At 33.9% G+C, this 21,276-nt stretch carries 20 protein-coding genes; 8 read left to right on the top strand and 12 right to left on the bottom strand.

Going from position 1 to position 21,276, the window contains the following annotated elements; genetic code table 11:
• Positions 1-20 precede the first annotated feature (20 nt).
• Entirely contained in the window at positions 21-602 is a 582-nt protein-coding gene (nadD, locus tag FLV_RS05940; RefSeq protein WP_243231862.1) for a nicotinate (nicotinamide) nucleotide adenylyltransferase, read from the top strand.
• Between the two features lie 75 nt (positions 603-677).
• Here nadD and FLV_RS05935 read toward each other — a convergent pair whose 3' ends face one another.
• The gene (locus FLV_RS05935) at positions 678-1,577 is read right to left on the bottom strand and encodes a LysR family transcriptional regulator (RefSeq protein WP_243231861.1); all 900 of its coding nucleotides are present in this window, start codon (positions 1,575-1,577) and stop codon (positions 678-680) included.
• 85 nt (positions 1,578-1,662) lie between these two features.
• On the opposite strand from FLV_RS05935, the gene FLV_RS05930 reads away from it, so the two are divergent.
• From FLV_RS05930 to FLV_RS05920, 3 genes are all read left to right on the top strand, one after another.
• Positions 1,663-2,424, top strand: a complete 762-nt coding sequence (locus tag FLV_RS05930) for a type 1 glutamine amidotransferase domain-containing protein (protein WP_243231860.1) — start codon at positions 1,663-1,665, stop codon at positions 2,422-2,424.
• A gap of 242 nt (positions 2,425-2,666) precedes the next feature.
• Positions 2,667-3,824, top strand: a complete 1,158-nt coding sequence (locus FLV_RS05925) for an iron-containing alcohol dehydrogenase (protein ID WP_243231851.1) — start codon at positions 2,667-2,669, stop codon at positions 3,822-3,824.
• Between the two features lie 422 nt (positions 3,825-4,246).
• The gene (locus FLV_RS05920) at positions 4,247-5,242 is read left to right on the top strand and encodes an NAD(P)H-dependent glycerol-3-phosphate dehydrogenase (protein ID WP_243231849.1); all 996 of its coding nucleotides are present in this window, start codon (positions 4,247-4,249) and stop codon (positions 5,240-5,242) included.
• Between the two features lie 69 nt (positions 5,243-5,311).
• Here the strand turns inward: FLV_RS05920 and FLV_RS05915 are convergent, their stop codons facing one another.
• The 9 genes from FLV_RS05915 to FLV_RS05875 all read right to left on the bottom strand — a co-directional run bounded on the left by FLV_RS05915 (position 5,312) and on the right by FLV_RS05875 (position 15,187).
• Positions 5,312-6,058 (bottom strand): tetratricopeptide repeat protein, encoded by a 747-nt coding sequence (locus tag FLV_RS05915; RefSeq protein WP_243231838.1) that lies wholly within the window; start codon positions 6,056-6,058, stop codon positions 5,312-5,314.
• 98 nt (positions 6,059-6,156) lie between these two features.
• On the bottom strand, positions 6,157-7,908 hold the full coding sequence (locus FLV_RS05910; RefSeq protein ID WP_243231828.1) for a BatD family protein: 1,752 nt from the start codon (positions 7,906-7,908) through the stop codon (positions 6,157-6,159).
• A 140-nt stretch (positions 7,909-8,048) separates the two neighbouring features.
• Entirely contained in the window at positions 8,049-8,822 is a 774-nt protein-coding gene (locus FLV_RS05905) for a tetratricopeptide repeat protein (RefSeq protein WP_243231825.1), read from the bottom strand.
• A 40-nt stretch (positions 8,823-8,862) separates the two neighbouring features.
• Complete coding sequence (locus tag FLV_RS05900) at positions 8,863-9,897, bottom strand: VWA domain-containing protein (protein ID WP_243231824.1); 1,035 nt, start codon at positions 9,895-9,897, stop codon at positions 8,863-8,865.
• A 181-nt stretch (positions 9,898-10,078) separates the two neighbouring features.
• Positions 10,079-11,080: a vWA domain-containing protein gene (locus FLV_RS05895; RefSeq protein WP_243231823.1), complete on the bottom strand. Its 1,002-nt coding sequence runs from the start codon at positions 11,078-11,080 to the stop codon at positions 10,079-10,081.
• Positions 11,080-12,714: a BatD family protein gene (locus FLV_RS05890; protein ID WP_243231821.1), complete on the bottom strand. Its 1,635-nt coding sequence runs from the start codon at positions 12,712-12,714 to the stop codon at positions 11,080-11,082. The genes FLV_RS05895 and FLV_RS05890 overlap by 1 nt, the downstream gene beginning before the upstream one ends.
• Before the next feature lie 232 nt (positions 12,715-12,946).
• The gene (locus tag FLV_RS05885; protein ID WP_243231820.1) at positions 12,947-13,177 is read right to left on the bottom strand and encodes a four helix bundle protein; all 231 of its coding nucleotides are present in this window, start codon (positions 13,175-13,177) and stop codon (positions 12,947-12,949) included.
• Positions 13,178-13,238: 61 nt separating this feature from the next.
• The gene (locus tag FLV_RS05880) at positions 13,239-14,102 is read right to left on the bottom strand and encodes a DUF58 domain-containing protein (RefSeq protein WP_243231817.1); all 864 of its coding nucleotides are present in this window, start codon (positions 14,100-14,102) and stop codon (positions 13,239-13,241) included.
• 80 nt (positions 14,103-14,182) lie between these two features.
• On the bottom strand, positions 14,183-15,187 hold the full coding sequence (locus FLV_RS05875; RefSeq protein ID WP_053473368.1) for an AAA family ATPase: 1,005 nt from the start codon (positions 15,185-15,187) through the stop codon (positions 14,183-14,185).
• A 211-nt stretch (positions 15,188-15,398) separates the two neighbouring features.
• Between FLV_RS05875 and FLV_RS05870 the strand changes: the two genes are divergently transcribed.
• The 3 genes from FLV_RS05870 to FLV_RS05860 all read left to right on the top strand — a co-directional run bounded on the left by FLV_RS05870 (position 15,399) and on the right by FLV_RS05860 (position 18,314).
• Entirely contained in the window at positions 15,399-16,271 is an 873-nt protein-coding gene (locus FLV_RS05870) for an aldo/keto reductase family oxidoreductase (RefSeq protein WP_243231815.1), read from the top strand.
• Between the two features lie 40 nt (positions 16,272-16,311).
• Positions 16,312-17,067 carry an SDR family NAD(P)-dependent oxidoreductase gene (locus tag FLV_RS05865; RefSeq protein WP_243231813.1) on the top strand — a complete coding sequence of 252 codons (756 nt, stop codon included), beginning with the start codon at positions 16,312-16,314 and terminating at the stop codon, positions 17,065-17,067.
• A gap of 107 nt (positions 17,068-17,174) precedes the next feature.
• Complete coding sequence (locus tag FLV_RS05860; RefSeq protein ID WP_243231811.1) at positions 17,175-18,314, top strand: ATP-binding protein; 1,140 nt, start codon at positions 17,175-17,177, stop codon at positions 18,312-18,314.
• A 51-nt stretch (positions 18,315-18,365) separates the two neighbouring features.
• Here FLV_RS05860 and FLV_RS05855 read toward each other — a convergent pair whose 3' ends face one another.
• Positions 18,366-19,109 carry a DUF3298 and DUF4163 domain-containing protein gene (locus FLV_RS05855; protein ID WP_243231809.1) on the bottom strand — a complete coding sequence of 248 codons (744 nt, stop codon included), beginning with the start codon at positions 19,107-19,109 and terminating at the stop codon, positions 18,366-18,368.
• A 105-nt stretch (positions 19,110-19,214) separates the two neighbouring features.
• Here FLV_RS05855 and FLV_RS05850 point away from each other — a divergent pair, with 105 nt between their 5' ends.
• Positions 19,215-20,357 (top strand): cystathionine gamma-synthase, encoded by a 1,143-nt coding sequence (locus tag FLV_RS05850; protein WP_243231807.1) that lies wholly within the window; start codon positions 19,215-19,217, stop codon positions 20,355-20,357.
• Between the two features lie 51 nt (positions 20,358-20,408).
• Here FLV_RS05850 and FLV_RS05845 read toward each other — a convergent pair whose 3' ends face one another.
• Positions 20,409-21,194, bottom strand: a complete 786-nt coding sequence (locus FLV_RS05845) for a THC0290_0291 family protein (protein ID WP_243231805.1) — start codon at positions 21,192-21,194, stop codon at positions 20,409-20,411.
• Positions 21,195-21,276: the final 82 nt, after the last annotated feature.

Below are 21,276 nucleotides of genomic sequence, written 5' to 3'. Positions count from 1 at the left end.
AATCACTAGTTACTAAGTACATGAAAATAGGCCTCTATTTTGGAACATACAATCCCATTCACATTGGTCATTTGATTATCGCCAATCACATGGCTGAATTTGCCGGTTTAGATCAGGTTTGGATGGTCGTTACGCCACATAATCCTTTAAAAAAGAAAGCTACTTTGCTCGATGACCATCATCGTTTGCAGATGGTATATCTGGCAACGGAGGATTTCCCGAAAATAAAACCTTCGGATATTGAGTTTAAATTGCTTCAGCCGAATTACACCGTGAACACGCTGGCGCATTTGCATGATAAATATCCAAACCATGAATTTTCATTGATTATGGGTGAGGATAATTTAAAAACACTTCACAAATGGAAAAACTACGAAGTGATTTTAAACAATCATGATATTTTTGTTTATCCCAGAATTTCAGATGAACCGGAAAATACCGCATTAAAATCACATCCAAAAGTTCATATTATTGATGCGCCGGTTGTAGAAATCTCGTCTACTTTTATTCGAAAAAACATTAAGACAGGTAAAAATATTCAGCCTTTATTACCTCCTAAGGTTTGGGAATATATCGATCACAATAATTTTTATAAGAAATAAGCATACCATAAATAAAGTTTAAACAACCTTTTACATTATTTCTTTCTTTTGATGTTTTTAAGTAGTATAGTGTTTTTAAGATGACATGGCTATTCTTACTTCATTGGCAATAATATCAAAAAAGCTCTTCAAATTATTGTTTTTTGCGGCCAATAAATAAACATATTCTTCAGGAACGTGAAAACTATTCCAGACCAATTGTAATTTGTTTTGTTGAATAAATTTCCTCGCATTACAATTCCAGGTTACGGCAATGCCGGAATTTTTAGAAAGCATCTCCAGCATTTCATATTCTGATGGGATGATATAATTAGGAACCATTGAAGGCCTTTTTTTGTGGAATGCGTGAAGCCAAAATAATTTTATATGTGGAATTCTGGCATCATGCGAATACCATTTTTGTTCGTTGAGCCATTGTTCGGCTTCAATAAAATGATCTGATTTAAGCTTCTGACGAAATTCTGTAGTATCTAAGCTCATTGGTCCAACCATTACCAATTTAATCTTTGCAACGACTTCCTGAATAGTATCAAATGTGTCGAATTTTTTTGAAACAATGGCAAAATCCAGTTTTTTAGAATCTACTAATGAAAAAAGAGTGTCATCATCAGTAAATGTAAAATCGATTAAATCAAACTTTGAAATTAAGCCGTTTCCAATACTGCTAAAAAGATGTTTTGAAATACCCACAGAAATTAATCTGGTTGCATCTTCAGCTTTCGCCCTAAAAGTATTTTCTACATTTTCAAGACGGTCAAGTGCGTCTATTATTAAGTTATTCAGTAACTTAGCGTATTCTGTTGGTTCTACGCCTTTTGACTTTCGAATAAATAATTTATTTCCAACATGAGCTTCGAGCATAGAAATCTGCTGACTTACCGCAGGCTGACTCATAAATAATTCCTTTGCAGCTACTGAAAAATTGCCATTTTTATAAACCGCCTTAAACGTTCTGTACCATTCTAGATTGACCATGATATAAAATTATTTATAACAAACATAGTTTATTTTATTTTTACTGATATCACTTAAGTCGTAAATTTGTTAAAAATTTAAAATTATGAAAAAAATAGCATTACTCGCAATAGTTGCATTTACCGCTACAAGCATTTCAGCTGTGGCTCAAAAATCAAATAAAAAAGGGATGAAAAAAGTATTATTTGTTGTGACCAGTAATGATAAGCTGGGCAACACAGGTGAAAAAACCGGATTCTGGTCAGAAGAATTTGCCGCACCTTATTATGAATTATTAGATCAGGGTGTCGAAATCACGATTGCTTCGCCGCTTGGAGGTCAGCCGCCAATTGATCCAAAAAGTGCTGATCCGGCTTCAGCAACCGAAGACACAAAACGTTTCGATGCTGATAAAGTTTTACAGGAAAAATTAAAAAACACTTTGAAACTATCCACCATTAACCAAAAAGATTACGATGCCGTATTTTATCCGGGAGGTCACGGCCCGCTTTGGGATTTGGTAGAAGATAAAAGTTCAGTAGCTTTAATTGAGGCTTTTTATAATAACAAAAAGCCGGTAGCTTTTGTTTGTCATGCTCCTGCCGTTTTGAAAAACGTAAAAGTAAAAGGAGAGTATTTGGTAAAAGGTAAAAAAATAACAGGATTTACCAATGCCGAAGAAGAAGCGGTTGGTTTAACGAAAGTGGTGCCGTTTTTATTAGAAGACGCCTTATCTGCAAACGGAGGAATTTTTTCTAAAGGTCCAAACTGGCAGCCTTATGCAGTTGCAGACGGACTTTTGATTACAGGACAAAATCCGGCTTCATCGAAATTGGTGGCGGGGAAATTGTTACAGGAATTGAAATAAAAGTTGCTAAGGTACTAAGTTGCTGAGGTTCTAAGGTTTTGGCAATTTAGTTCTTAACAACATAATTTTAAACAAAAGGTGCTAAGTTGTTAAGGTTCTGAGGTTTTCTCTTGAGAACTTAAAAACTCAGTCTTTTTTTCTTTATAAATAAAAATTAATTAAGATGCCAAGATTCCGAAATCACGTCCTAAGAAAAAACTTAGAACCTCAGAACCTTAGCATCTCTGAAACTTAAAAAAATCATGCTCAACTTTGAATTATATAATCCGACGAATTTAATCTTCGGAAAAGGACAAATAGAAAAACTTTCGACTTTAATTCCAAAAAATGCTAAAATCCTTTTGGCATACGGCGGCGGAAGCATTTTTAAAAACGGAATTCACGAACAGGTTATCAATAACTTAAAAGGTTTTGATATAGTTGAATTTGGCGGAATTGAGCCCAATCCACATTTCGAAACTTTAATGAAAGCGGTAGAAGTCATAAAACACGAGAAAATTGATTTTATTCTGGCAGTTGGTGGGGGATCTGTTATTGATGGGGTGAAATTTATTTCGGCTGCAGTTAATTTTGAAGGTGACCCGATTGATATTCTTCAAAAGAGAATTTTAATTAAAGAAAATGCAATGCCTTTTGGAACGGTTCTGACACTTCCGGCAACGGGAAGTGAAATGAATTCAGGATATGTGGTGACGATTGAAGCAACTCAGGAAAAATTATCTTCCGGAGGAAGTGCTTTGTTTCCTCAATTTTCAATCTGTGATCCTACAGTAATTGCTTCTTTACCAAAAAGACAACTGGAAAATGGTGTTGTAGATGCTTACACGCACGTAATGGAACAATATTTAACATATCCTACTGATGCTTTTTTACAAGACAGAATTGCCGAAGGAATTTTGCAGACCTTAATTGAAGTTGGTCCGGGCGTGGTTCAAAATCCAACGGATTATACTTTGGCTTCTAATTTTATGTGGAGCTGTACGATGGCATTAAACGGATTAATCCAAAAAGGGGTACCTTCTGACTGGGCAACACACATGATTGGTCACGAACTAACTGCTTTATACGGAATCGATCATGCCAGAACTTTGGCGATTATTGGACCAAGTTTATACAAGGTTATGTTTGATACTAAAAAAGGAAAATTGGCGCAATACGGAAGAAGAATCTTTAATTTAACCGGTTCTGATGAAGAAGTAGCTAAAGAAGCGATCAACAAAACAGTTGAATTTTTCCATACGATGGGAATGGATACTAAGCTTTCTCAATACACAAACGATTATGACAAAACAGCAGATTTTATAGTAAATCGTTTTGATGAAAGAGGTTGGAAAGGTTTAGGAGAGAATCAGTTAGTAACTCTGGACAAAGTAAAATCTATTGTTGAAATGAGTTACTAAAAAATAAAATTTCAAGTTTTTTTAAATTCCAAATTCCAACAGTAACCTAAATTATTGGAATTTGGAATTTTTGTTTGAAGTTGAAATATCTATTTAATATCAAGAAATAGAAATTGTTATTTGGAGCTTAAATTTGGGAATTTTGAATTAAAAAAAAGGCGTTCTTAAAATATTAAGAGCGCCTTTTTAAAATACTAAAACAAAACTAACTAACTCAAGTTTTACTAAATTCATTTAAAAATCTAATTTATAATAAGTTACAACGTAATGTTTTGATTTTTATTGCGATAAAATAAAAATATTTTTATTTTTTTTAAAATCTCTCAAAACCATTGTATTTAAAGGTCTTTTTTAAAATTCTTAAACTACATTTTGTGTTATTACTGCATTATTAAGTACTTTTGCTTTAAATTATTAAAATAATGAGCCAAAATTTAAAATTTGCAGTAATTGGAGGAGGAAGCTGGGCAACTGCTATTGCAAAAATGTTATGTGTAAATCTTCCTGAAATTTCGTGGTATATGCGAAATGATGCGGCGATAGAGCATATTCAAAAATACAAGCATAATCCAAATTATTTAAGTTCAGTTGAATTTGATACTACAAAACTTAAATTGACAAACAATATAAACGAAGCAATTGAATATGCAGATTATTTGATTTTTGCTATTCCATCGGCTTTTTTAAGTGCAGAATTAGAGCAGTTAACTGCTTCTTTTGAGAATAAAATTATCTTTTCGGCGATTAAAGGAATTGTTCCGGAAACCAGTTTAATTGTTGGTGAGCATTTTCATATTCAATACGATATTCCATACTATAATATTGGCGTTATTACAGGTCCTTGTCACGCAGAGGAAGTAGCTTTAGAAAGACTTTCCTATTTAACCATTGCGTGTGGAGATCCGGACAAAGCCTGTACGGTTGCCAAATCTTTATCAAGTAATTATATCAAAGCAAAAATCTCAGACGATATTATCGGAACTGAATATGCAGCAATGCTAAAAAATATTTATGCCATTGCTGCCGGAATTGCGCATGGATTGGGTTATGGAGATAATTTTCAGTCGGTGATGATGAGTAACGGAATCCGCGAAATGCGAAAATTTATCAAGAAGGTTCATAAAATGAAACGAAACATTAATGATTCTGCTTATTTAGGGGATTTATTGGTAACAGGATATTCTGTATTTTCAAGAAACAGAATGTTTGGAAACATGATTGGAAAAGGCTACACCGTAAAAAGTGCCATGATGGAGATGAGTATGGTTGCCGAAGGCTATTATGCGACTAAAAGTGCTTATAAATTAAATCAGGGTTATGGAGCCAAAACGCCTATTATTGATGCAGTTTATGCTGTATTGTATGAAGGGAAAAATGCTAAGACTGTTTTCAAAAAGCTAACAGAATCTTTAGATTAGAGCATTTAATCACATAAAAAAAAGGTCCGTTTCTAATTAGAAACGGACCTTTTTTTTTATGAAAGATTATTATTTAACTTCCCTGATAGCAGAAGCATCAATCCAGCCTTCTGTTCCATCAGTTAATTCTATTTTTTTCCAGTTTTCTAAGGTTTCTTTTACGTAAACTTTTGCACCTTCATGTAAAAGGAAAATACTCGATCCTGCTTTTTGGGGTTCACTTCGTACTTCGGTCATTTCAGCAAAAACAATTGCCGGACGATCATTATTATAGTGATCTTTTTCAGTTATGCCTGCTGAGACACTTAATAATAAAGCAAACAATAAAATAAACATTCCTATAAAATAGATTCTTTTTGAAAGTGTAAGCTGCGAAAAATAATATCCAATAAAACTCAGTAAAAAAGCAAATGCAATTCCTACCGAAATCCACGCCCAGGTATTGTAATTAAAGATGCCTGTAAAATTCTGAATGAGTTTTGCAAAACCAACCTTTGGAACTTCTTTAATTTCGTCAATAGTTAGTTTTTTGGCAAATTTAAGGTTGTTTAAGGTTTCGGCATCATGTGGTTTCAGCACAAGGGCTTTTTCATAATTATAAATAGAAAGTGCAACTTTATTAAGCTTGTAGTAGCAATTTCCTAAGTTAAAATACAATTCAGCAGAGTGTTGTTTGTCTTCTTTGACAATATTTTCATAAACCTGAGCTGCCTCTTTATATTGTCCCTTTTGATATAAAGTATTTCCTTTTTCAAAGCTGCCCTGAGCAAAGAAAACCTGTGTGATTAATAAAAAGAGATATACTATATTTTTCATTTGGTATGATTTTCATTTTGTCAAGTTGAGCGGAGTCGAAACTCTCAAATGGTAATCTCGACTCCGCTCGATTTGACAAATGATTATAATTTATTCAATTAAACAATTTGTTTTTCTAATTCTGATATAATCAAAACAGCTTTGTCATAATCCTGCTGAATTGATGCACTCGATGCCGGGGCATAACGTGCAAACTCGCAGTTTTCGGTCAAAATAATAAAGCTTTGAACCGTTTCTGTATTAGCATTTCTGGATAATAACAATTCGCGGATATTGTCTTTGCTCATTTCTGAAGTTTCAATATGTAATTTGGCTTTCAGGAAATTATGCATTGCTTTTTCCAGTGCAATATAAAACGGCTCTTTATTGTTAAGTTGTTTTTTAGCTTCAGATAAATATTTCTTCGCCAGTTTATTATTCATTTTAATTCGGTTACCGGTAACATCACTGTCAATTGCCTCTTTTTTCTTCTTAGCAATCACAATAATCGGTAAAATCACGAAAGGCAATAGTAACAAGCTATAATAAAAATCAGACCCGTAAAAATCATCTTTTGCAGTCGAAACCAAAATCGTTTTTGGCTTGATGTATTTAAATTGTTCTGATTTCGTAATCACATTTTTCGATGTGTTTGATGTAACGGCTTCGGCCTGCATTGGGCCATCCAGAACATCAATCATTATTTCTGGGGAAGTTATGGTTTTATAACTGCCTGAATTCAGGTCAAAATACGAGAATTCCATTGGTTTTATAGCATATTTTCCTTTGTATTGCGGTATAATCGTGTACTTGTCCGAAATTTTTCCGGACATTCCCGCAAGAGATGTACTTACTTTTTCGTCATGAACGGGATCATACATTTCTAATGCATTTGGTACAACTGGTTTAGGTAAAGTGAATAATTTCATGTTTCCTGTACCGGTGGCACTAACGATCAAATCAAGACTTTCTCCATTTTTTAAGGAAGTTTTGGATGGAATGACTTTAAAATCAAATTTACCAACAGCCCCTGTAAAACCTATTGGTTTGTTTGCTTCCGGAAGTGCTTTTACATTAATTGTTTTGGCACCGGCAGAAACTGTTTTGTTTCCGTCATCAAACACTATTCTGCCAAACATATCCCGACCTCTTGGTACCTGAACTCCTATGTCTAAAGAAAGCGGCTCAATAGTAAGTTTTCCTGATTTTTGGGGATATAAAATTGTTTTTTTAAGAACTACAAAATAACAGCGTTCACCTTTATATATTCCTTCTTCAATCTGTAATTGTTTAATGTCAATGTTCTGATTCCAAAAGTCTTTGTATTTTGGTTTTGCCAGTTCCTTAAAACCTGTAACATTAATATTGTAGAAATATAATTTATAAACTACTGTAATAGGCTCATTTATATACGGATTTGTTTTTGAAATTTCTGCTACAAGATTCAGAGTTTCATTTCCGTTTCCTTGCCCTTGTTGTTGAGGCGAATTAGGATCTCTTTCCTGGGCAACAGCATTGGTTACAGTTATTTTTATAGGTGTAGTTTTGTAAACCTGACCATTGTACTCAATTGCGGCCTGCTTGATAGTAAATGTTCCTTTTTGATTAGGTAACAAAAAATAAGAATAAATTTTCTGAAACGAACTTCTTCCATTTACCCAGGATTGACTTATTTGCTGGCTTGGTCCGCCTACAATTCTGAAACCGTCAAATGATGGCTGCTCAAAATTATCCCCGTCAACATTCATGATAAAGTCAATTCGGAGTCTTTCGTTAACTCCAAGCGTATTCTTGCTTACTCTGGCTTCAAATTGAACCTGAGCCATAAGCCCCTGAAAAGTGAATAGTAATAGAATTAAATATCTTTTCATTTAATTTTTTTAATTGTTTGTTTTAACAATTTAGTAATGATTATTATATTTTTTTGTCAGGCTGAGCGGAGTCGAAGCCTATTTATGTTATGAGTTTTCAACTTCGCTCATGGTTACATATTGTTTTAAAGAAAAGTATTTTACCAGTCTTTTTCTGCTTTTCGAGGATTTCCTTTTATTTTTTGGGCATTTACTTTATCCTGGATTTTCTTTTCTTCATTGTTAACCGCATCTAATAAATTCTGCACACGATCTTTTGAAATTCCGCCCGGCATTGGTTTTGGTTCTCCGTTATTGTTTGATTTATCATCTTTTTTCGGATCGTTTTTACCGTCTTTTTTATCCTTGTCCTTATCGCCTTTGTCGTCTTTCTTTTGATCGTCTTTGCCGTCTTTTTTATCTTTATCCTTATTGTCGCCGTCCTTTTTCTGGTCGTCTTTTTTATCGTTCTTTTTCTCCTTGTCCTTATTTTTGTCGTTTTTAGGCGGATTTTCTTTTAACTTTTGTTTGGCTAAAGCATAATTGTAACGTGATTCATCATCGGCAGGGTCATTACGCAAGGCATTTTTATAAGCTTCTACAGCCTGAGAGTAGTCTTTCTCTTTCATAAAAACATTTCCTAGGTTATGGTACGCTTTGTGTTTTTCAGCTCTGGTTTTGGCATATTTGATCGCTTTTGCATAAGCAGACTTTGCCTCTGATGCTTGATTCTGTTTGTAAATAGTATTTCCTAAATTGTAAGAAGCTGCAGCTTTATTAGGAAATTTTGATTGTGAAATTCTGTAATTTGCTTCAGCATCAACCAATTTATTCTGTTTATATTCTTCATTGGCCTCCGGCAATGTTTTGTCTTTTTCCTGAGCGGTAATCGCCAAAGAAAAGGTTAGTAAAATATAAAGAAGTAAATTTTTCATTCTGTTTTTTATTTTTTTGTTCCGGACTTTTTCAGAACAATTATTTCTTTTCGTTAAATAAATTCAACTCGTTTATCCAGTTTGTTTTTCTTTCCAATAGAAAGATGTCCAGGAATAATAGTAAAAAGGCAAAACCTAAAAACCATTGAAATTGAGACTGAAATTCGGCCATTTGTGTAGCTTCAAACTCTGTTTTCTGAATGTTATTCAATGCGTTTTTTACATATTCCAGTACTTCTTTTGTGCTTCCGCCATACACATATCCTCCTTTGGTAGCTTTTGCAATTGCTTTTAATCCTTCCTGATTTAATTTTGTAATGACTGTTTCGCCGTTGTTATCTTGTTGATAGCTTTTGACTACACCATTTTCTTTTAATGGAATTGTTCCTCCTTTTTCAGTTCCAATACCAATGGTGATGATTTTCATTCCAATTTTATTAGCTTCTTCTGCAGCAACAGATGCACCTTCAGAATGATCTTCTCCATCAGAAATCAGGATCAGCAGTTTGCTGGTTTTACTTTTTTCATCAAAATAAGTAGAGGACAATCTGATTGCTTCATCCAACGATGTGCCTTGTGATGAAACCATTCCCGGATTCATGCTTTGCAGGAACATTTTGGCTACACTGTAATCTGTAGTAATCGGTAAAACCGGGAATGCGCTTCCAGCGTAGGCTACAATACCAATTCTGTCACTTCCTAAATTATTGATAATTTGCGATACTAATTGCTTGCTTTTTTCTAAACGACTTGGTGCTACATCTTCTGCCAGCATACTTTTTGAAACGTCTACTGCAAAAACAATATCAATTCCTTCACGTTTTACGGTTTCCATTTTGGTTCCAATTTTTGGATTAACCAAACCGATAATCAAACAGGCCAATGCCAAAAGAAATAATACTAGTTTTAAAACAGGTTTAAAAACAGAACGTTCAGGGCTTAGTTTTTTTACCATTTCCAAATCGCCAAATTCACGTTGTTTTTTTCTTTTCCAATACATATTAAAAAGAAAAACACATACCACAATGGGGATGAGAAATAATAGATATAAATATTTTTTTTCGTCTAATTCCATATAATTTTTAAATTCCAATCCCGAAGTGTCGGGACAAATTTCAAATTCCAATCTTTGTTGTTGTCTGAAATTTTAATCTTTAAATTCCAATATTTTGTTGTTTCTACTTTTTAAATCTCCTTTTCGAAGTTCCAGTTTGTTATTTGGAATTTCAAAATTGGAATTTTTTTGATTTGAAAAATCAAATGAAGCTTCTGTAAACAGTATTTCTTAAGCCAACTTCAAGCAACAATAAAATTCCTGCGAGTAATACAAAAAATCGGTATTTTTCGTCATAATCGTAGAATTTCAATTCCTGAATTTCAGTGGTTTCTAATTTATTGATTGCCTTGTATATCTCGGCCAATTTATCATTACTGGTGGCTCTAAAATAAGTTCCATCCGTTTTTCTGGCGATGCTTTTCAGTAACTGTTCGTCAATCTCTACTTTTTGCATTTTGAATAAAAATCCGCCATTTGGAGCGTATGCATAAGGAAATTCAGCCATTCCGTTAGTTCCAATTCCTATGGTATATACTTTTATTCCGTATTGTTTCGCAATGTCAGAAGCTGTTTCGGGTTCGATAAATCCGGCATTATTAACACCATCAGTAAGCAGAATAATAACCCTGCTTTTTGCTTTACTGTCTTTAAGTCTGTTTACGGCAGTTGCCAGACCCATACCAATTCCGGTACCGTCCTGTAATACATTATCGTATTTAATTTCTTTGATAGCTTCCAGAATAATAGCTTTATCACTTGTAACAGGTGTTTTGGTATATGCTTCAGAAGCGTATAAAACCAATCCAATTCTGTCGTTTGGTCTTTCATTAACAAAATCAGCAGCTACTCTTTTTAAAGCCTCCATACGGTTTGGTTTTAAATCTTTGGCCAGCATACTTCCTGAAACGTCCATTGCCATTACAATATCAATTCCTTTAGTAGTTTTAGTTTCATTGCTGATGTCAACTGTTCTTGGTCTTGCCAGCGCCATGATTAAAGAGCACAAAGCAATAATTCTGAAAACATACAAACAAGGTTTTAGTTTTGTTAAAAGAGACTCAGAACCTTTAAAGCCTTGTGTTGAACTCATTTTTAAGGTTGCCGATTGCTGGTTGCGTTTCCAGAAAAACCATCCAATTGCTATTGGGATCAATATAAACAGCCAAAAAAATTCCGGGTTTAAAAAAGTTATTTTTTCCATTAGTTGCTCGCTCTTTTAAGTTCAACAGAATTTAAAATTCGATCCGAAATAGCATTAGCATAGGTATCTCCTTCTTCATGGAATATAGCAATTTGCTGTAATCCGCCTTCTTGTTTAAACATCAGGACTTCGTAGTAAATTTTAGTGCTCGATTTCAGGGTGTCGTTAATAAGAGTGAATGTTCCGTAACCTTTTATACCTGTAATTCCTTCTTTGGTTTCAAAATCTTCTTGTTTAACAATCATATTTCTGCCCCCCTGAGTTTCGATAATTTTCAAATTACCTTCCAGTGCTTTTGATAAATCAATTTCTGTCTGGGCTTTAAATTTTGCTGTAGAAACCGTGATATAAAAGTTATCCAGCAAGCTTCCATAACCAAAAAGCTGCATTTCTTTTATCAGTGCCATGGCTTCTTTTGGCAATGCTTTTTCAGTATCAAGTCGTCTTAAAACTTTTGGAGTTTCAATCAGTACGCCCGGATTGCCATAGTCGCTTTTTACCCATTCTCCTTCCAGTAATTCTTTGGTTGGATGGCCAATGATATTGTCTTTTACGAAATTAAAGCCTTTAGTGACAATAAAATATGTAGTAGTTGCAGTAACTAAAAACACGACTATTGAAGCCGCAATTGCAATACGTTTGTTTCTTTTTTTCTTTAATTGAAGCTTAATTTGTTTTTGTTTTTGTGCTTCATTGAGTAATTGGTCAGCTTCTTCGACAGGAACTTCTGTCGGAATAGCATTATCAAGCGTTAAAATTGCTTTTTGAATTTTATTTCGGTCTTCTGTAATTTCAAATTCTAATGGTTTTGACTTTGCAAATTTCACCAAATCGGCTTGTCTTAAAACACGTTCCAGATTTTCAACAGTTTCAGGAGTCAGGCTCATTTTCTTTTTGGCAGAAGCGGTTTTAAGGCCCTGAATTAATTCTGAAGTTGTGCTTTCCATAGCCGGAATCTGAATTGCCTCTTCGATATAATTTCTGGCAATATCAGTCAGTTCACTGTAATATTCTTTTACTTCACCTTTTTGCCAAAGTTCTTTTTTCTCCAGATTATTTAATAAACTTGTCGCTTTTTCAATTGGAGTTTTGTAAACCTCTTCTTCAATTTTTTTCTGTTGACGTTTTTTAATGAACCAGTATGCAAAGACACCAATTCCTAAGATTAATAAAAGGCCCAACAGGTATTTCCACCAATCTCCGATTCCGTTTTCAACAGTAGAGATGTCTTTGATGTCGTACATTTTCTTCTGTAAAGTATCAACTGCTATGTTGGCAACTTCAACACGAATAGAATCGGTTAAGTAGGGTTTTTTGTCAATCAAAATTTTGATACTTGGAATCGTGTATCTTCCGGAATCAAATTGTGTTAATCCATATCTTTTGATAAGTTCGTAAGTATCGTCTTTTTTAACCGTATCAATTGGATAGGACTGAATAACTTCTAAGGCTCCAATGTTTTTTAGTTGGGGAAAAACAACTTTAAATTTTGAGTTCACTACAGTTTTAAGCGTTAATTTGAACTCGGCACCAATTTTATTTTTTGTAGTATCAATACTGGTTTCGACTTGTTTTTGTTGAGCAAAAACGGCCGAAGTAAGTAAAAATAAAAATATGTAAAATTTTAATTTCATTATGGTTAATGATTGAAGATTATTGATTAACGATTGAAGATTAACGATTTTTGATTTCAGATTTTGAAAACATTTTAGATGTTTTTCTTTCAATTTTAATCCTTCATTATTTATGAATTATTTTTTGATGTTTTTATACTTGAAACAAAGATTGAAATTAATTCATTGACTTCTATTTTTGCTTTTGATAGATTTTTTAAATCCGTTGTTAAATTTGCTTTTCCAATTATTTTTAAACAAAAGTTTCTCTTAATTCTTTTAAGCAAATGCCCATTTTATGAATAAAATCTTTTTTGCTCTCAGCACTTTGAGCTTCTCCATGATTTAAAGCTGGTGAAGTACCCGAACGAATTATTTTACCTGATAGATGATTTCCTGCATAATTTTTCTCAAAATTACTAGCTACGATTATTATAGTTGCAGCAAAATCGATTAATCTGTCTTCTAATTCTTGTTTAGTCATAATAATCTAATGTTTTATTTAAATCTGAAATCAAAAATCGTTAATCAACAATCAAAATTCTTTATCTCGATTTAAAATAGCCCAGTAATTTTGTTACGTAATTTTCGTCAACTCTTGTATTTACAACTCCTGCTCCAGATTTACTAAAAACTTCTTTGAAATAATTAACCCTGTCGTGATAATGTTTTTCGTAATTCATTCTGACTTTTTTGGAACCGGTATCAACTAACTGAATTTTTCCGGTTTCAGCATCCAGCATCGTTACCATTCCTAAATTTGGAATTTTTTCTTCACGAATATCATATACGCGAACACCTGTAATGTCATGTTTTTTAGAGGCGATTTTAAGCGTATGCTCGTAATTCTCCGACATGAAATCTGAAATCATAAATACGATTGCTTTCTTTTTCTGTGTTCCGGATAAAAATTTCAAGGCAGCTCCAACATCTGTTTTTTGACTTTTTGGTTCAAATTCGATCAATTCACGAATGATTCTCAAAACGTGCGAACGACCTTTTTTGGGCGGAATGTACAATTCTACAGTATCAGAAAATAAGATCAATCCAATTTTATCATTGTTTTGTGTCGCCGAAAAAGCCATCGTTGCAGCAATCTCTGTTACGATGTCTTTTTTAAACTGACTTTTTGATCCAAAACCTTCAGAGCCCGAAATATCAACCATTAAAACCATGGTTAGTTCGCGTTCTTCTTCAAAAACTTTTACGTGGGCTTCGTTATAGCGTGCGGTTACATTCCAGTCGATGTTACGAATATCATCGCCATACTGGTATTGACGCACTTCGCTAAAAGTCATTCCGCGCCCTTTAAATGAAGAATGGTACTCTCCCGAAAAGATATGATTACTCAGTCTTTTGGTTTTGATTTCTATTTTCCGTACTTTTTTTAAAAGCTCTTTTGTATCCATTTTATTTGTTTAAAGTTTAAAAGTTTCAAGTTTCAGGTTGTTGTAAAGCAAACCTGAAACTTGAAACATTAAACAAATTTTTAAGGTACTTCAATCTCGTTTACGATTTTGTTGATAATGTCTACAGAAGTAATGTTTTCGGCTTCAGCTTCATACGTTATTCCAACTCTGTGGCGTAGCACATCATGTACAACTGCACGAACATCTTCCGGGATTACATATCCGCGGCGTTTGATGAAAGCATAACATTTTGCAGCATTGGCAAGATTGATACTTCCACGAGGAGATGCTCCAAAACTAATAAGCGGTTTTAAGTCGGCTAATTTATATTTTTCAGGATAACGTGTAGCAAAAATGATATCAAGTATATATTTTTCAATTTTTTCATCCATGTAAACTTCACGAACAGCCTCCTGAGCGCGTAAAATTTGTTCTACAGAAACTACAGCGTTTACTTTTTCGTAACTTCCTTTTAAGTTCTGACGAATTACAAAACGCTCTTCATCAATTTTTGGGTAGTCTATTACGGTTTTCAGCATAAAACGATCGACCTGAGCTTCAGGAAGCTGGTAGGTTCCTTCCTGCTCAACCGGGTTTTGAGTGGCCAGTACTAAAAACGGACGGTCTAATTTAAAAGTCGTATCGCCAATAGTAACTTGTTTTTCCTGCATTGCCTCCAAAAGTGCAGACTGAACTTTTGCCGGAGCACGGTTAATCTCATCGGCAAGTACGAAGTTGGCAAAAATCGGTCCTTTTTTAATAGAGAATTCGTTTGCTTTAATGTTGTAAATCATCGTTCCGATAACATCAGCAGGTAACAAATCCGGAGTAAACTGGATACGGCTGAAAGAACCTTGTACTGCCTGAGACAATGTATTTATGGCTAAAGTTTTGGCTAATCCCGGAACTCCTTCCAGTAAAATATGCCCTTGTCCTAAAAGCCCGATTAATAAACGCTCGACCATATGTTTCTGGCCCACAATAACTTTGTTCATTTCCATTGTAAGAAGGTCTATAAAAGCACTTTCTCTTTCAATTTTTTCATTTATCGCTCTAATGTCTAAAGTCGTTGTATTTTCTTCCATATAAATATTTTTAAAACCTTGATTTTTATGCCTAACTTTTGAGAGTGCAAATTGAATATTTTTTGAGAAGTAAGATGTTAAAAAATGGTTAAAACTTCGACCAACCGACTAATTTTAAGGACGAATTGTGATTCTATTTTTATATTTTTAAGAACTTTGATGATTATGCTTTATGAACAGATAATAATCATTGAAAATAATACAATAAAACATGGGCAAAACTTTATTATCACCTGTAATTTCAGGCACTATGAATTGGGGGGTTTGGGATAAAAATCTTTCAAAAAAAGAAATGGAAAGTACGATACAGCTTTGTGTCGAAAACAAAATTACGACTTTTGATCATGCCGATATTTATGGTTCTTATACCACAGAAGCCGATTTTGGAAAAGCATTTCATAACAGCAAAATCTCACGCGAAAAAATACAATTAATTACCAAATGCGGAATACAGATGATTGCTGAAAATCGCCAAAATAAAATCAAGCATTATGATTATTCTAAAGATTATATCATCTGGTCAGTTGAAGAATCACTCAGGAAATTAAAAACAGATTATATTGATGTTTTTTTATTGCATCGTCCTAGTCCGTTAATGCAGGCTGATGAAATTGCTGAAGCGGTTGAGAAATTAAAATCAGAAGGGAAAATTATTGATTTTGGACTTTCGAATTTTACCAGTTCGCAAACCGAATTAATCCGTCAGAAAACAGCGGTTAGTTATAATCAGGTACAATTTTCCGCAACACATTATGAACCTATGATCGATGGAAGCCTGGATTATATGCAGACTCACGAAATTCGTCCGTTGTCATGGAATCCGCTTGGAACAGTTTTTAGAGAAGACACTAAAAAAACACGTCGTTTAAAAAAATTGCTTTCAGTTTTAGTTGAAAAATATAGTTTGGGTTCGGATACACTTTTACTGGCCTGGATTTTAAAACATCCCGCAGGAGTTATTCCAATAGCAGGAACTGTCAATGTAGCCAGAATTCAGTTTCTTATGAAAGCTGTTGAATTAGAATTAGATAAAGAAGATTGGTTTGCGATTTGGACAGAAAGTATGGGTGATGATGTTCCTTAAAAGGATTGAAAAATTTAATAATTGAAAGATTAAAAAAAGAATGAAAAAAACAGTTTTAATTACTGGGGCAACAAGCGGAATAGGAAAAGCAACGGCACAAATATTTGCCCGAAATCATTATAAAATTATTATTTGCGGAAGAAGAAAGGAAAGACTGACTGAACTCGAAGAAGAACTTTCAGAATATACTGAAGTACATTCTCTGGTCTTTGATGTAAGGGATAAAAAAGCTGTTTTTGAAAGTATAAATTCCTTACCGGAATATTTTTCTGAAATTGACGTTTTAATTAATAATGCAGGAAATGCACACGGATTAGACCCAATTCAGAATGGTGATGTTGACGATTGGGATGCGATGATCGATATTAATGTAAAAGGACTTTTATATGTTTCGAAAGCGATTATTCCGCAAATGACTAAAAGAGAATCAGGACATATTATCAACATTGGTTCAACGGCTGGTAAAGAAGTTTATCCTAACGGAAATGTGTACTGTGGGTCAAAACATGCTGTGGATGCCATTACGCAGGGAATGAGAATCGATTTGAATCCGTATAAAATCAAAGTTAGCGGAATTCATCCCGGTTTGGTTGAAACAGAATTCAGTGAAGTGCGTTTTAAAGGAGACACAGAAAGAGCCTCAAATGTTTACAAAGGTTTTGATCCTTTAAAGGCAGAAGATATAGCTGATATCATTCACTTTGTGGTTTCAAGACCGTACCATGTTAATATAGCCGATTTGATTGTCATGTGTACAGCACAGGCTTCGTCAACAATTGTTAAGAAGAATCTTTAAGATAATTAGGGCAAAGACGCACAGTAGTGCGTCTTTTTTTTAATTTTAAGATTTAATAAATTAAATTAGTGCGAATTAGTGAAATTCGTGGCAAAATAAATCATAGTATGATCAACAAGCGCCTTTTAATAAAAAATCTGCTCGCTCATAATGACGAGAGCAGTTTTTATGACAAAAAAAGGCAGTTGAATTTGCATTCAAGAGAAGGGAAAGGAAAGTTTTTGAAACATATTTGTGCCTTGTCAAATTCAAATCCGGCAAATAATTCTTATATCGTTGTGGGTGTTGAAGATCATGATAACGAAATTGTGGGCGATGATTTTTTTGATGACAGCCGAATCCAAAATCTTGTCAATGCTTTTTTAGAAAATCCGCCTAAAATTCAGTACGAAAATGTGCCTTTTCCAAATCTTCCAAAAGATAAAGTAATCGGCTTAGTGACCATTAAGCCTAAAAGCCAGATTTCCTTTTTTAAAAAAGGAATTCATACTATTCCGGCCAATAGTGTTTTTGTCAGGCGCGGCAGTAATTCAGTTCCTGTAGAAGGCGAAGTTGAAAAAAATTATCAGAATACGGAAACAGTTATCGGAATTGAAAACAGTTCCCGAAACAGTATTCAGTACACACTTGACGGCGTATTCGATTTTATGAATTTCAGGCATAAAGATATGTCGCCAAAATATCGTGTTTTTAAAGAATTGTTTGTGATTTGCTGGGCCGGTGTGCCTAAAAAGTCAAGAGATAAAACCTTTCTTTCCCGCGTAGATATTGAGTTGATAAATGAGCAGATTAAACTTTTCTATTCGGCTCAGGATGTGGTTACAATTGTTTTTGATGATGACAGTTTTACCATAACAGAATATGTTCCGTTAGGATTAAACGATAAAACCAGTTATTATCCGTTAGAAAAACAAACCATACGTTTTTTTGATAACGGATATTATAAAATCGACCGCCAAATGCTTTTTCAGCCTCCTGAATTTAACAGGCGAATGTTATTTCATATTTACAATTCGAATATTGCTTTACTTCAAAAATTGCAAAAAGGAATTGCTTTGTCTGAACGGGAATTGAAAGATTTAGAAAATCTGCCATCTACTTTCATGATTTGTTATCTGAATGGTTTTGATGAGGCAAAACAAAAACTGATTGATGCTAAATTGCTTTTAAAACCCTTTGGGCAGGCATATTTGTCTTTTAAAGAGTCACTGCGGGTTTTGCGAAAGATGAAATATGACGTTCAATGATTTTCTGTAGAGATACACAGCAGTGTATCTAAATCAATTTATATTTAAGAATTATAGAAGTTTCAAATATTTACTTACCTGTTCATACGGAAATAAAATCTCTTTTGGACCATCGGCATACGAAGCCGCTTCGTAGGAATTGTAATACAAAAGCAGTCCTTCTTCTGTATAAAATATATTCTGAGGCAATTGAAATTGGTCATTTTCGAACATTAGTCCGGTAGAATTGATATTGGCTTTGGCCGGAATTTGATATTTGTTTCGGAACTCTTTTTCGGCAAAAGCCTGGAATTCTTTTTCATCTTTAAATAAATCATCATTAAAAATAGTTTTTCCGGTTGCAGGGTCAAATAATAAAGAACGGAATCCCTGATAACCGTGAGCTCCTCCTGTAAATGTGTAATGATCTAGTTTAATGTTTAAAATCTGATCTGATTGGTATTCGACATTTCCTTTTACTTTAGCTTCCCAGCCAAAAGTTTCGGTGGGGAATTTTTTATACATTTCATCATAGGAAGCAATAAAAGAATCTGCAAGGGTATTGTAATTTTTTACTTCAGAAGGTTTTTCTCCCAAATAGACAATATCTTTTAAAACACTGAGTATTTTTTTGTTGATACTGTCTGCAACAACAGGAATATTTTTAGCTACCGGTACATCAATTGTAATTTTAGGGCAGTTTTTTTTGCACGGTATTTTTGATTCTTTTTCAAAAAACTCGTTTTCAATTGATAAAGTTTTAGTGCAACCTGAAAGTAATATAAGGACCACCAGAAGAAGAGAGAAGTGTTTCATCTTAAAAAGTGTTAATTATATACAAAGGTAATGAGTTGTGTCAGGATTTGAATAAATTTAAAGGTAAATTTGTGAAAGAATTAAGTAATAAAAATTTGTAACTATATGAAATTCAATACAAAAGTAATACATGGCGGCCAGCATCATGACCCTAGTACGGGAGCTGTAATGCCTCCGGTTTATCAAACATCAACTTTTGTTCAGACCAGTCCGGGAAAGCCATTAGGTGATTATGAGTATAGCCGCGCATCGAATCCAACCCGCACAGCCTTAGAAAATGCATTGGCAAGTATCGAAAACGGTACCAGAGGATTGGCTTTTTCGTCAGGTTTAGCAGCTACAGATTGTATCTTAAGATCTTTTAAAGCCGGTGATGAAGTAATTGCCATGGACGATTTGTACGGTGGAACTTATAGAATGTTTTCAAGAGTTTATAAGGATTCCGGGATTAAATTTCATTTTGTTGATATGACGGATATTGCAAAATTGAAATCATTAATTAATGAAAATACGAAATTGATCTGGGTAGAAACGCCTACAAACCCTTTAATGAAACTGGCCGATATTGAAGAAATTGCCAAAATCACAAAAGAAAATAAAATATGGTTGGCGGTAGACAATACTTTTGCGACTCCTTACTTGCAAAAACCACTTGATTTAGGAGCGGATATCGTGATGCATTCGGCAACAAAATATTTAGGAGGGCACTCAGACGTTATTGCCGGAGCTTTAATTGTAAAAGATGAAGCTTTAGGAGAACAATTACACTTTCAGCAGTTTGCAACCGGCGCAACATTGGGGCCAATGGATAGTTTTTTGGTTTTAAGAGGAATAAAAACACTTTCGTTAAGAGTGCAAAGGCATTGTGAAAACGGAGAGAAAGTGGTAGCGTTTTTAAGTAACCATCCTAAAATTAAAACAGTTTATTATCCCGGGTTACCAAATCACCCGTTTCATGAAATTGCTAAGAAACAAATGAAGGCTTTTGGCGGAATGGTATCTTTTACATTCGTTTCAGGTAAAAAAGAAGATTCTGTTTTATTTTTAGAAAAACTGAAAGTATTTACATTGGCAGAATCATTAGGCGGTGTAGAATCATTAGCCAACCACCCGGCTTTGATGACACATGCCTCTATTCCGGCAGATAAAAGAGCCGAAGTTGGAATTACAGACGACTTGGTTCGTTTGAGTGTAGGTATTGAAGATGCAGAAGATTTAATTGCCGATTTAAAACAGGCTTTATTATAAAAAACAAAACCCCAATTCTTTCGAGTTGGGGTTTGTTCTATATTTTGGTTTTTAAAATTCTAGATAATGTGAATAGCCAAAATTGAACCATACTTGAGAATCTTTTGCTTTGTTTTCTTTGTAAAAAGTTCTATTCGGATTCAGTCCGTCAATCCAATCTGAATCAAATCCCTGATAACGCACTTCAAAAAGTAAATCATTCATCGGATCTAATTTATATTGCACGCCAACTCCTAAAAGTACCGAAAATGTAACACCGCTTTCTGTTGAAAATCCATACTGATTACCTTCTGATGGGGTTAAATATTTATCAGGAGTGGTAGCAGGAATCCCCAAAGGGCCAAGTGATGAATCAGCATGAGTACTGTAGTAACTGGCCATAGCTCCTATACTTAAATAAGGATAGAAACTGCCTGGATATCTTTCAAATTCATGAATTGTTGTAAAAGGAGAATAATTTAGCTGGGTTCCGACATTTATTAATGACGTTTTTCCACTCATAGCTTTAAGTTTTTCCTTAGTAACTGATGGTTTTCCTTCGACCCAACGACCAAAATGTTCAAAATTGGTGAAGCTAAACGAAATTTCAGAGCGAATTTTAAAATGCTCATTGAAATATTCATTGTTATTTCTGGCAGATGAAAAATTTAGCCAATGCACAGCACCGATTCCAAATCCGGTATTTCCAACGTTGGTAGATTTATCATGCCTCTGTCCATAATCGGACTGAAATGCTACTGGACCAAATATAAATCCAATTTCGTGAGCTAATTGAGCATTTGATATCGTGGTAATACCAAATACTGTAAAAAAAGTTAAGACTATTTGCTTGAACATGAGTTTATCGGCTTTCAAATCATAGGCAAATATATAAAAACATAACTGACTTTGAAATAATTAATTATCCAATTAAAAAATA

The organism is Flavobacterium pectinovorum, assembly GCF_022802975.1.
Lineage (GTDB): Bacteria > Bacteroidota > Bacteroidia > Flavobacteriales > Flavobacteriaceae > Flavobacterium > Flavobacterium pectinovorum_B.
Note: the sequence above shows the minus strand (reverse complement) of the source record. Positions and strands in the feature narration are given on the sequence as shown.

Bases quoted from the DNA above. Each gene is read 5' to 3' on its own strand.
- nadD (WP_243231862.1), top strand. From the start codon at position 21: ATGAAAATAGGCCTCTATTTTGGAACATACAATCCCATTCACATTGGT.
- FLV_RS05935 (WP_243231861.1), bottom strand. From the start codon at position 1,577: ATGGTCAATCTAGAATGGTACAGAACGTTTAAGGCGGTTTATAAAAAT.
- FLV_RS05930 (WP_243231860.1), top strand. From the start codon at position 1,663: ATGAAAAAAATAGCATTACTCGCAATAGTTGCATTTACCGCTACAAGC.
- FLV_RS05925 (WP_243231851.1), top strand. From the start codon at position 2,667: ATGCTCAACTTTGAATTATATAATCCGACGAATTTAATCTTCGGAAAA.
- FLV_RS05920 (WP_243231849.1), top strand. From the start codon at position 4,247: ATGAGCCAAAATTTAAAATTTGCAGTAATTGGAGGAGGAAGCTGGGCA.
- FLV_RS05915 (WP_243231838.1), bottom strand. From the start codon at position 6,058: ATGAAAAATATAGTATATCTCTTTTTATTAATCACACAGGTTTTCTTT.
- FLV_RS05910 (WP_243231828.1), bottom strand. From the start codon at position 7,908: ATGAAAAGATATTTAATTCTATTACTATTCACTTTTCAGGGGCTTATG.
- FLV_RS05905 (WP_243231825.1), bottom strand. From the start codon at position 8,822: ATGAAAAATTTACTTCTTTATATTTTACTAACCTTTTCTTTGGCGATT.
- FLV_RS05900 (WP_243231824.1), bottom strand. From the start codon at position 9,897: ATGGAATTAGACGAAAAAAAATATTTATATCTATTATTTCTCATCCCC.
- FLV_RS05895 (WP_243231823.1), bottom strand. From the start codon at position 11,080: ATGGAAAAAATAACTTTTTTAAACCCGGAATTTTTTTGGCTGTTTATA.
- FLV_RS05890 (WP_243231821.1), bottom strand. From the start codon at position 12,714: ATGAAATTAAAATTTTACATATTTTTATTTTTACTTACTTCGGCCGTT.
- FLV_RS05885 (WP_243231820.1), bottom strand. From the start codon at position 13,177: ATGACTAAACAAGAATTAGAAGACAGATTAATCGATTTTGCTGCAACT.
- FLV_RS05880 (WP_243231817.1), bottom strand. From the start codon at position 14,102: ATGGATACAAAAGAGCTTTTAAAAAAAGTACGGAAAATAGAAATCAAA.
- FLV_RS05875 (WP_053473368.1), bottom strand. From the start codon at position 15,187: ATGGAAGAAAATACAACGACTTTAGACATTAGAGCGATAAATGAAAAA.
- FLV_RS05870 (WP_243231815.1), top strand. From the start codon at position 15,399: ATGGGCAAAACTTTATTATCACCTGTAATTTCAGGCACTATGAATTGG.
- FLV_RS05865 (WP_243231813.1), top strand. From the start codon at position 16,312: ATGAAAAAAACAGTTTTAATTACTGGGGCAACAAGCGGAATAGGAAAA.
- FLV_RS05860 (WP_243231811.1), top strand. From the start codon at position 17,175: ATGATCAACAAGCGCCTTTTAATAAAAAATCTGCTCGCTCATAATGAC.
- FLV_RS05855 (WP_243231809.1), bottom strand. From the start codon at position 19,109: ATGAAACACTTCTCTCTTCTTCTGGTGGTCCTTATATTACTTTCAGGT.
- FLV_RS05850 (WP_243231807.1), top strand. From the start codon at position 19,215: ATGAAATTCAATACAAAAGTAATACATGGCGGCCAGCATCATGACCCT.
- FLV_RS05845 (WP_243231805.1), bottom strand. From the start codon at position 21,194: ATGTTCAAGCAAATAGTCTTAACTTTTTTTACAGTATTTGGTATTACC.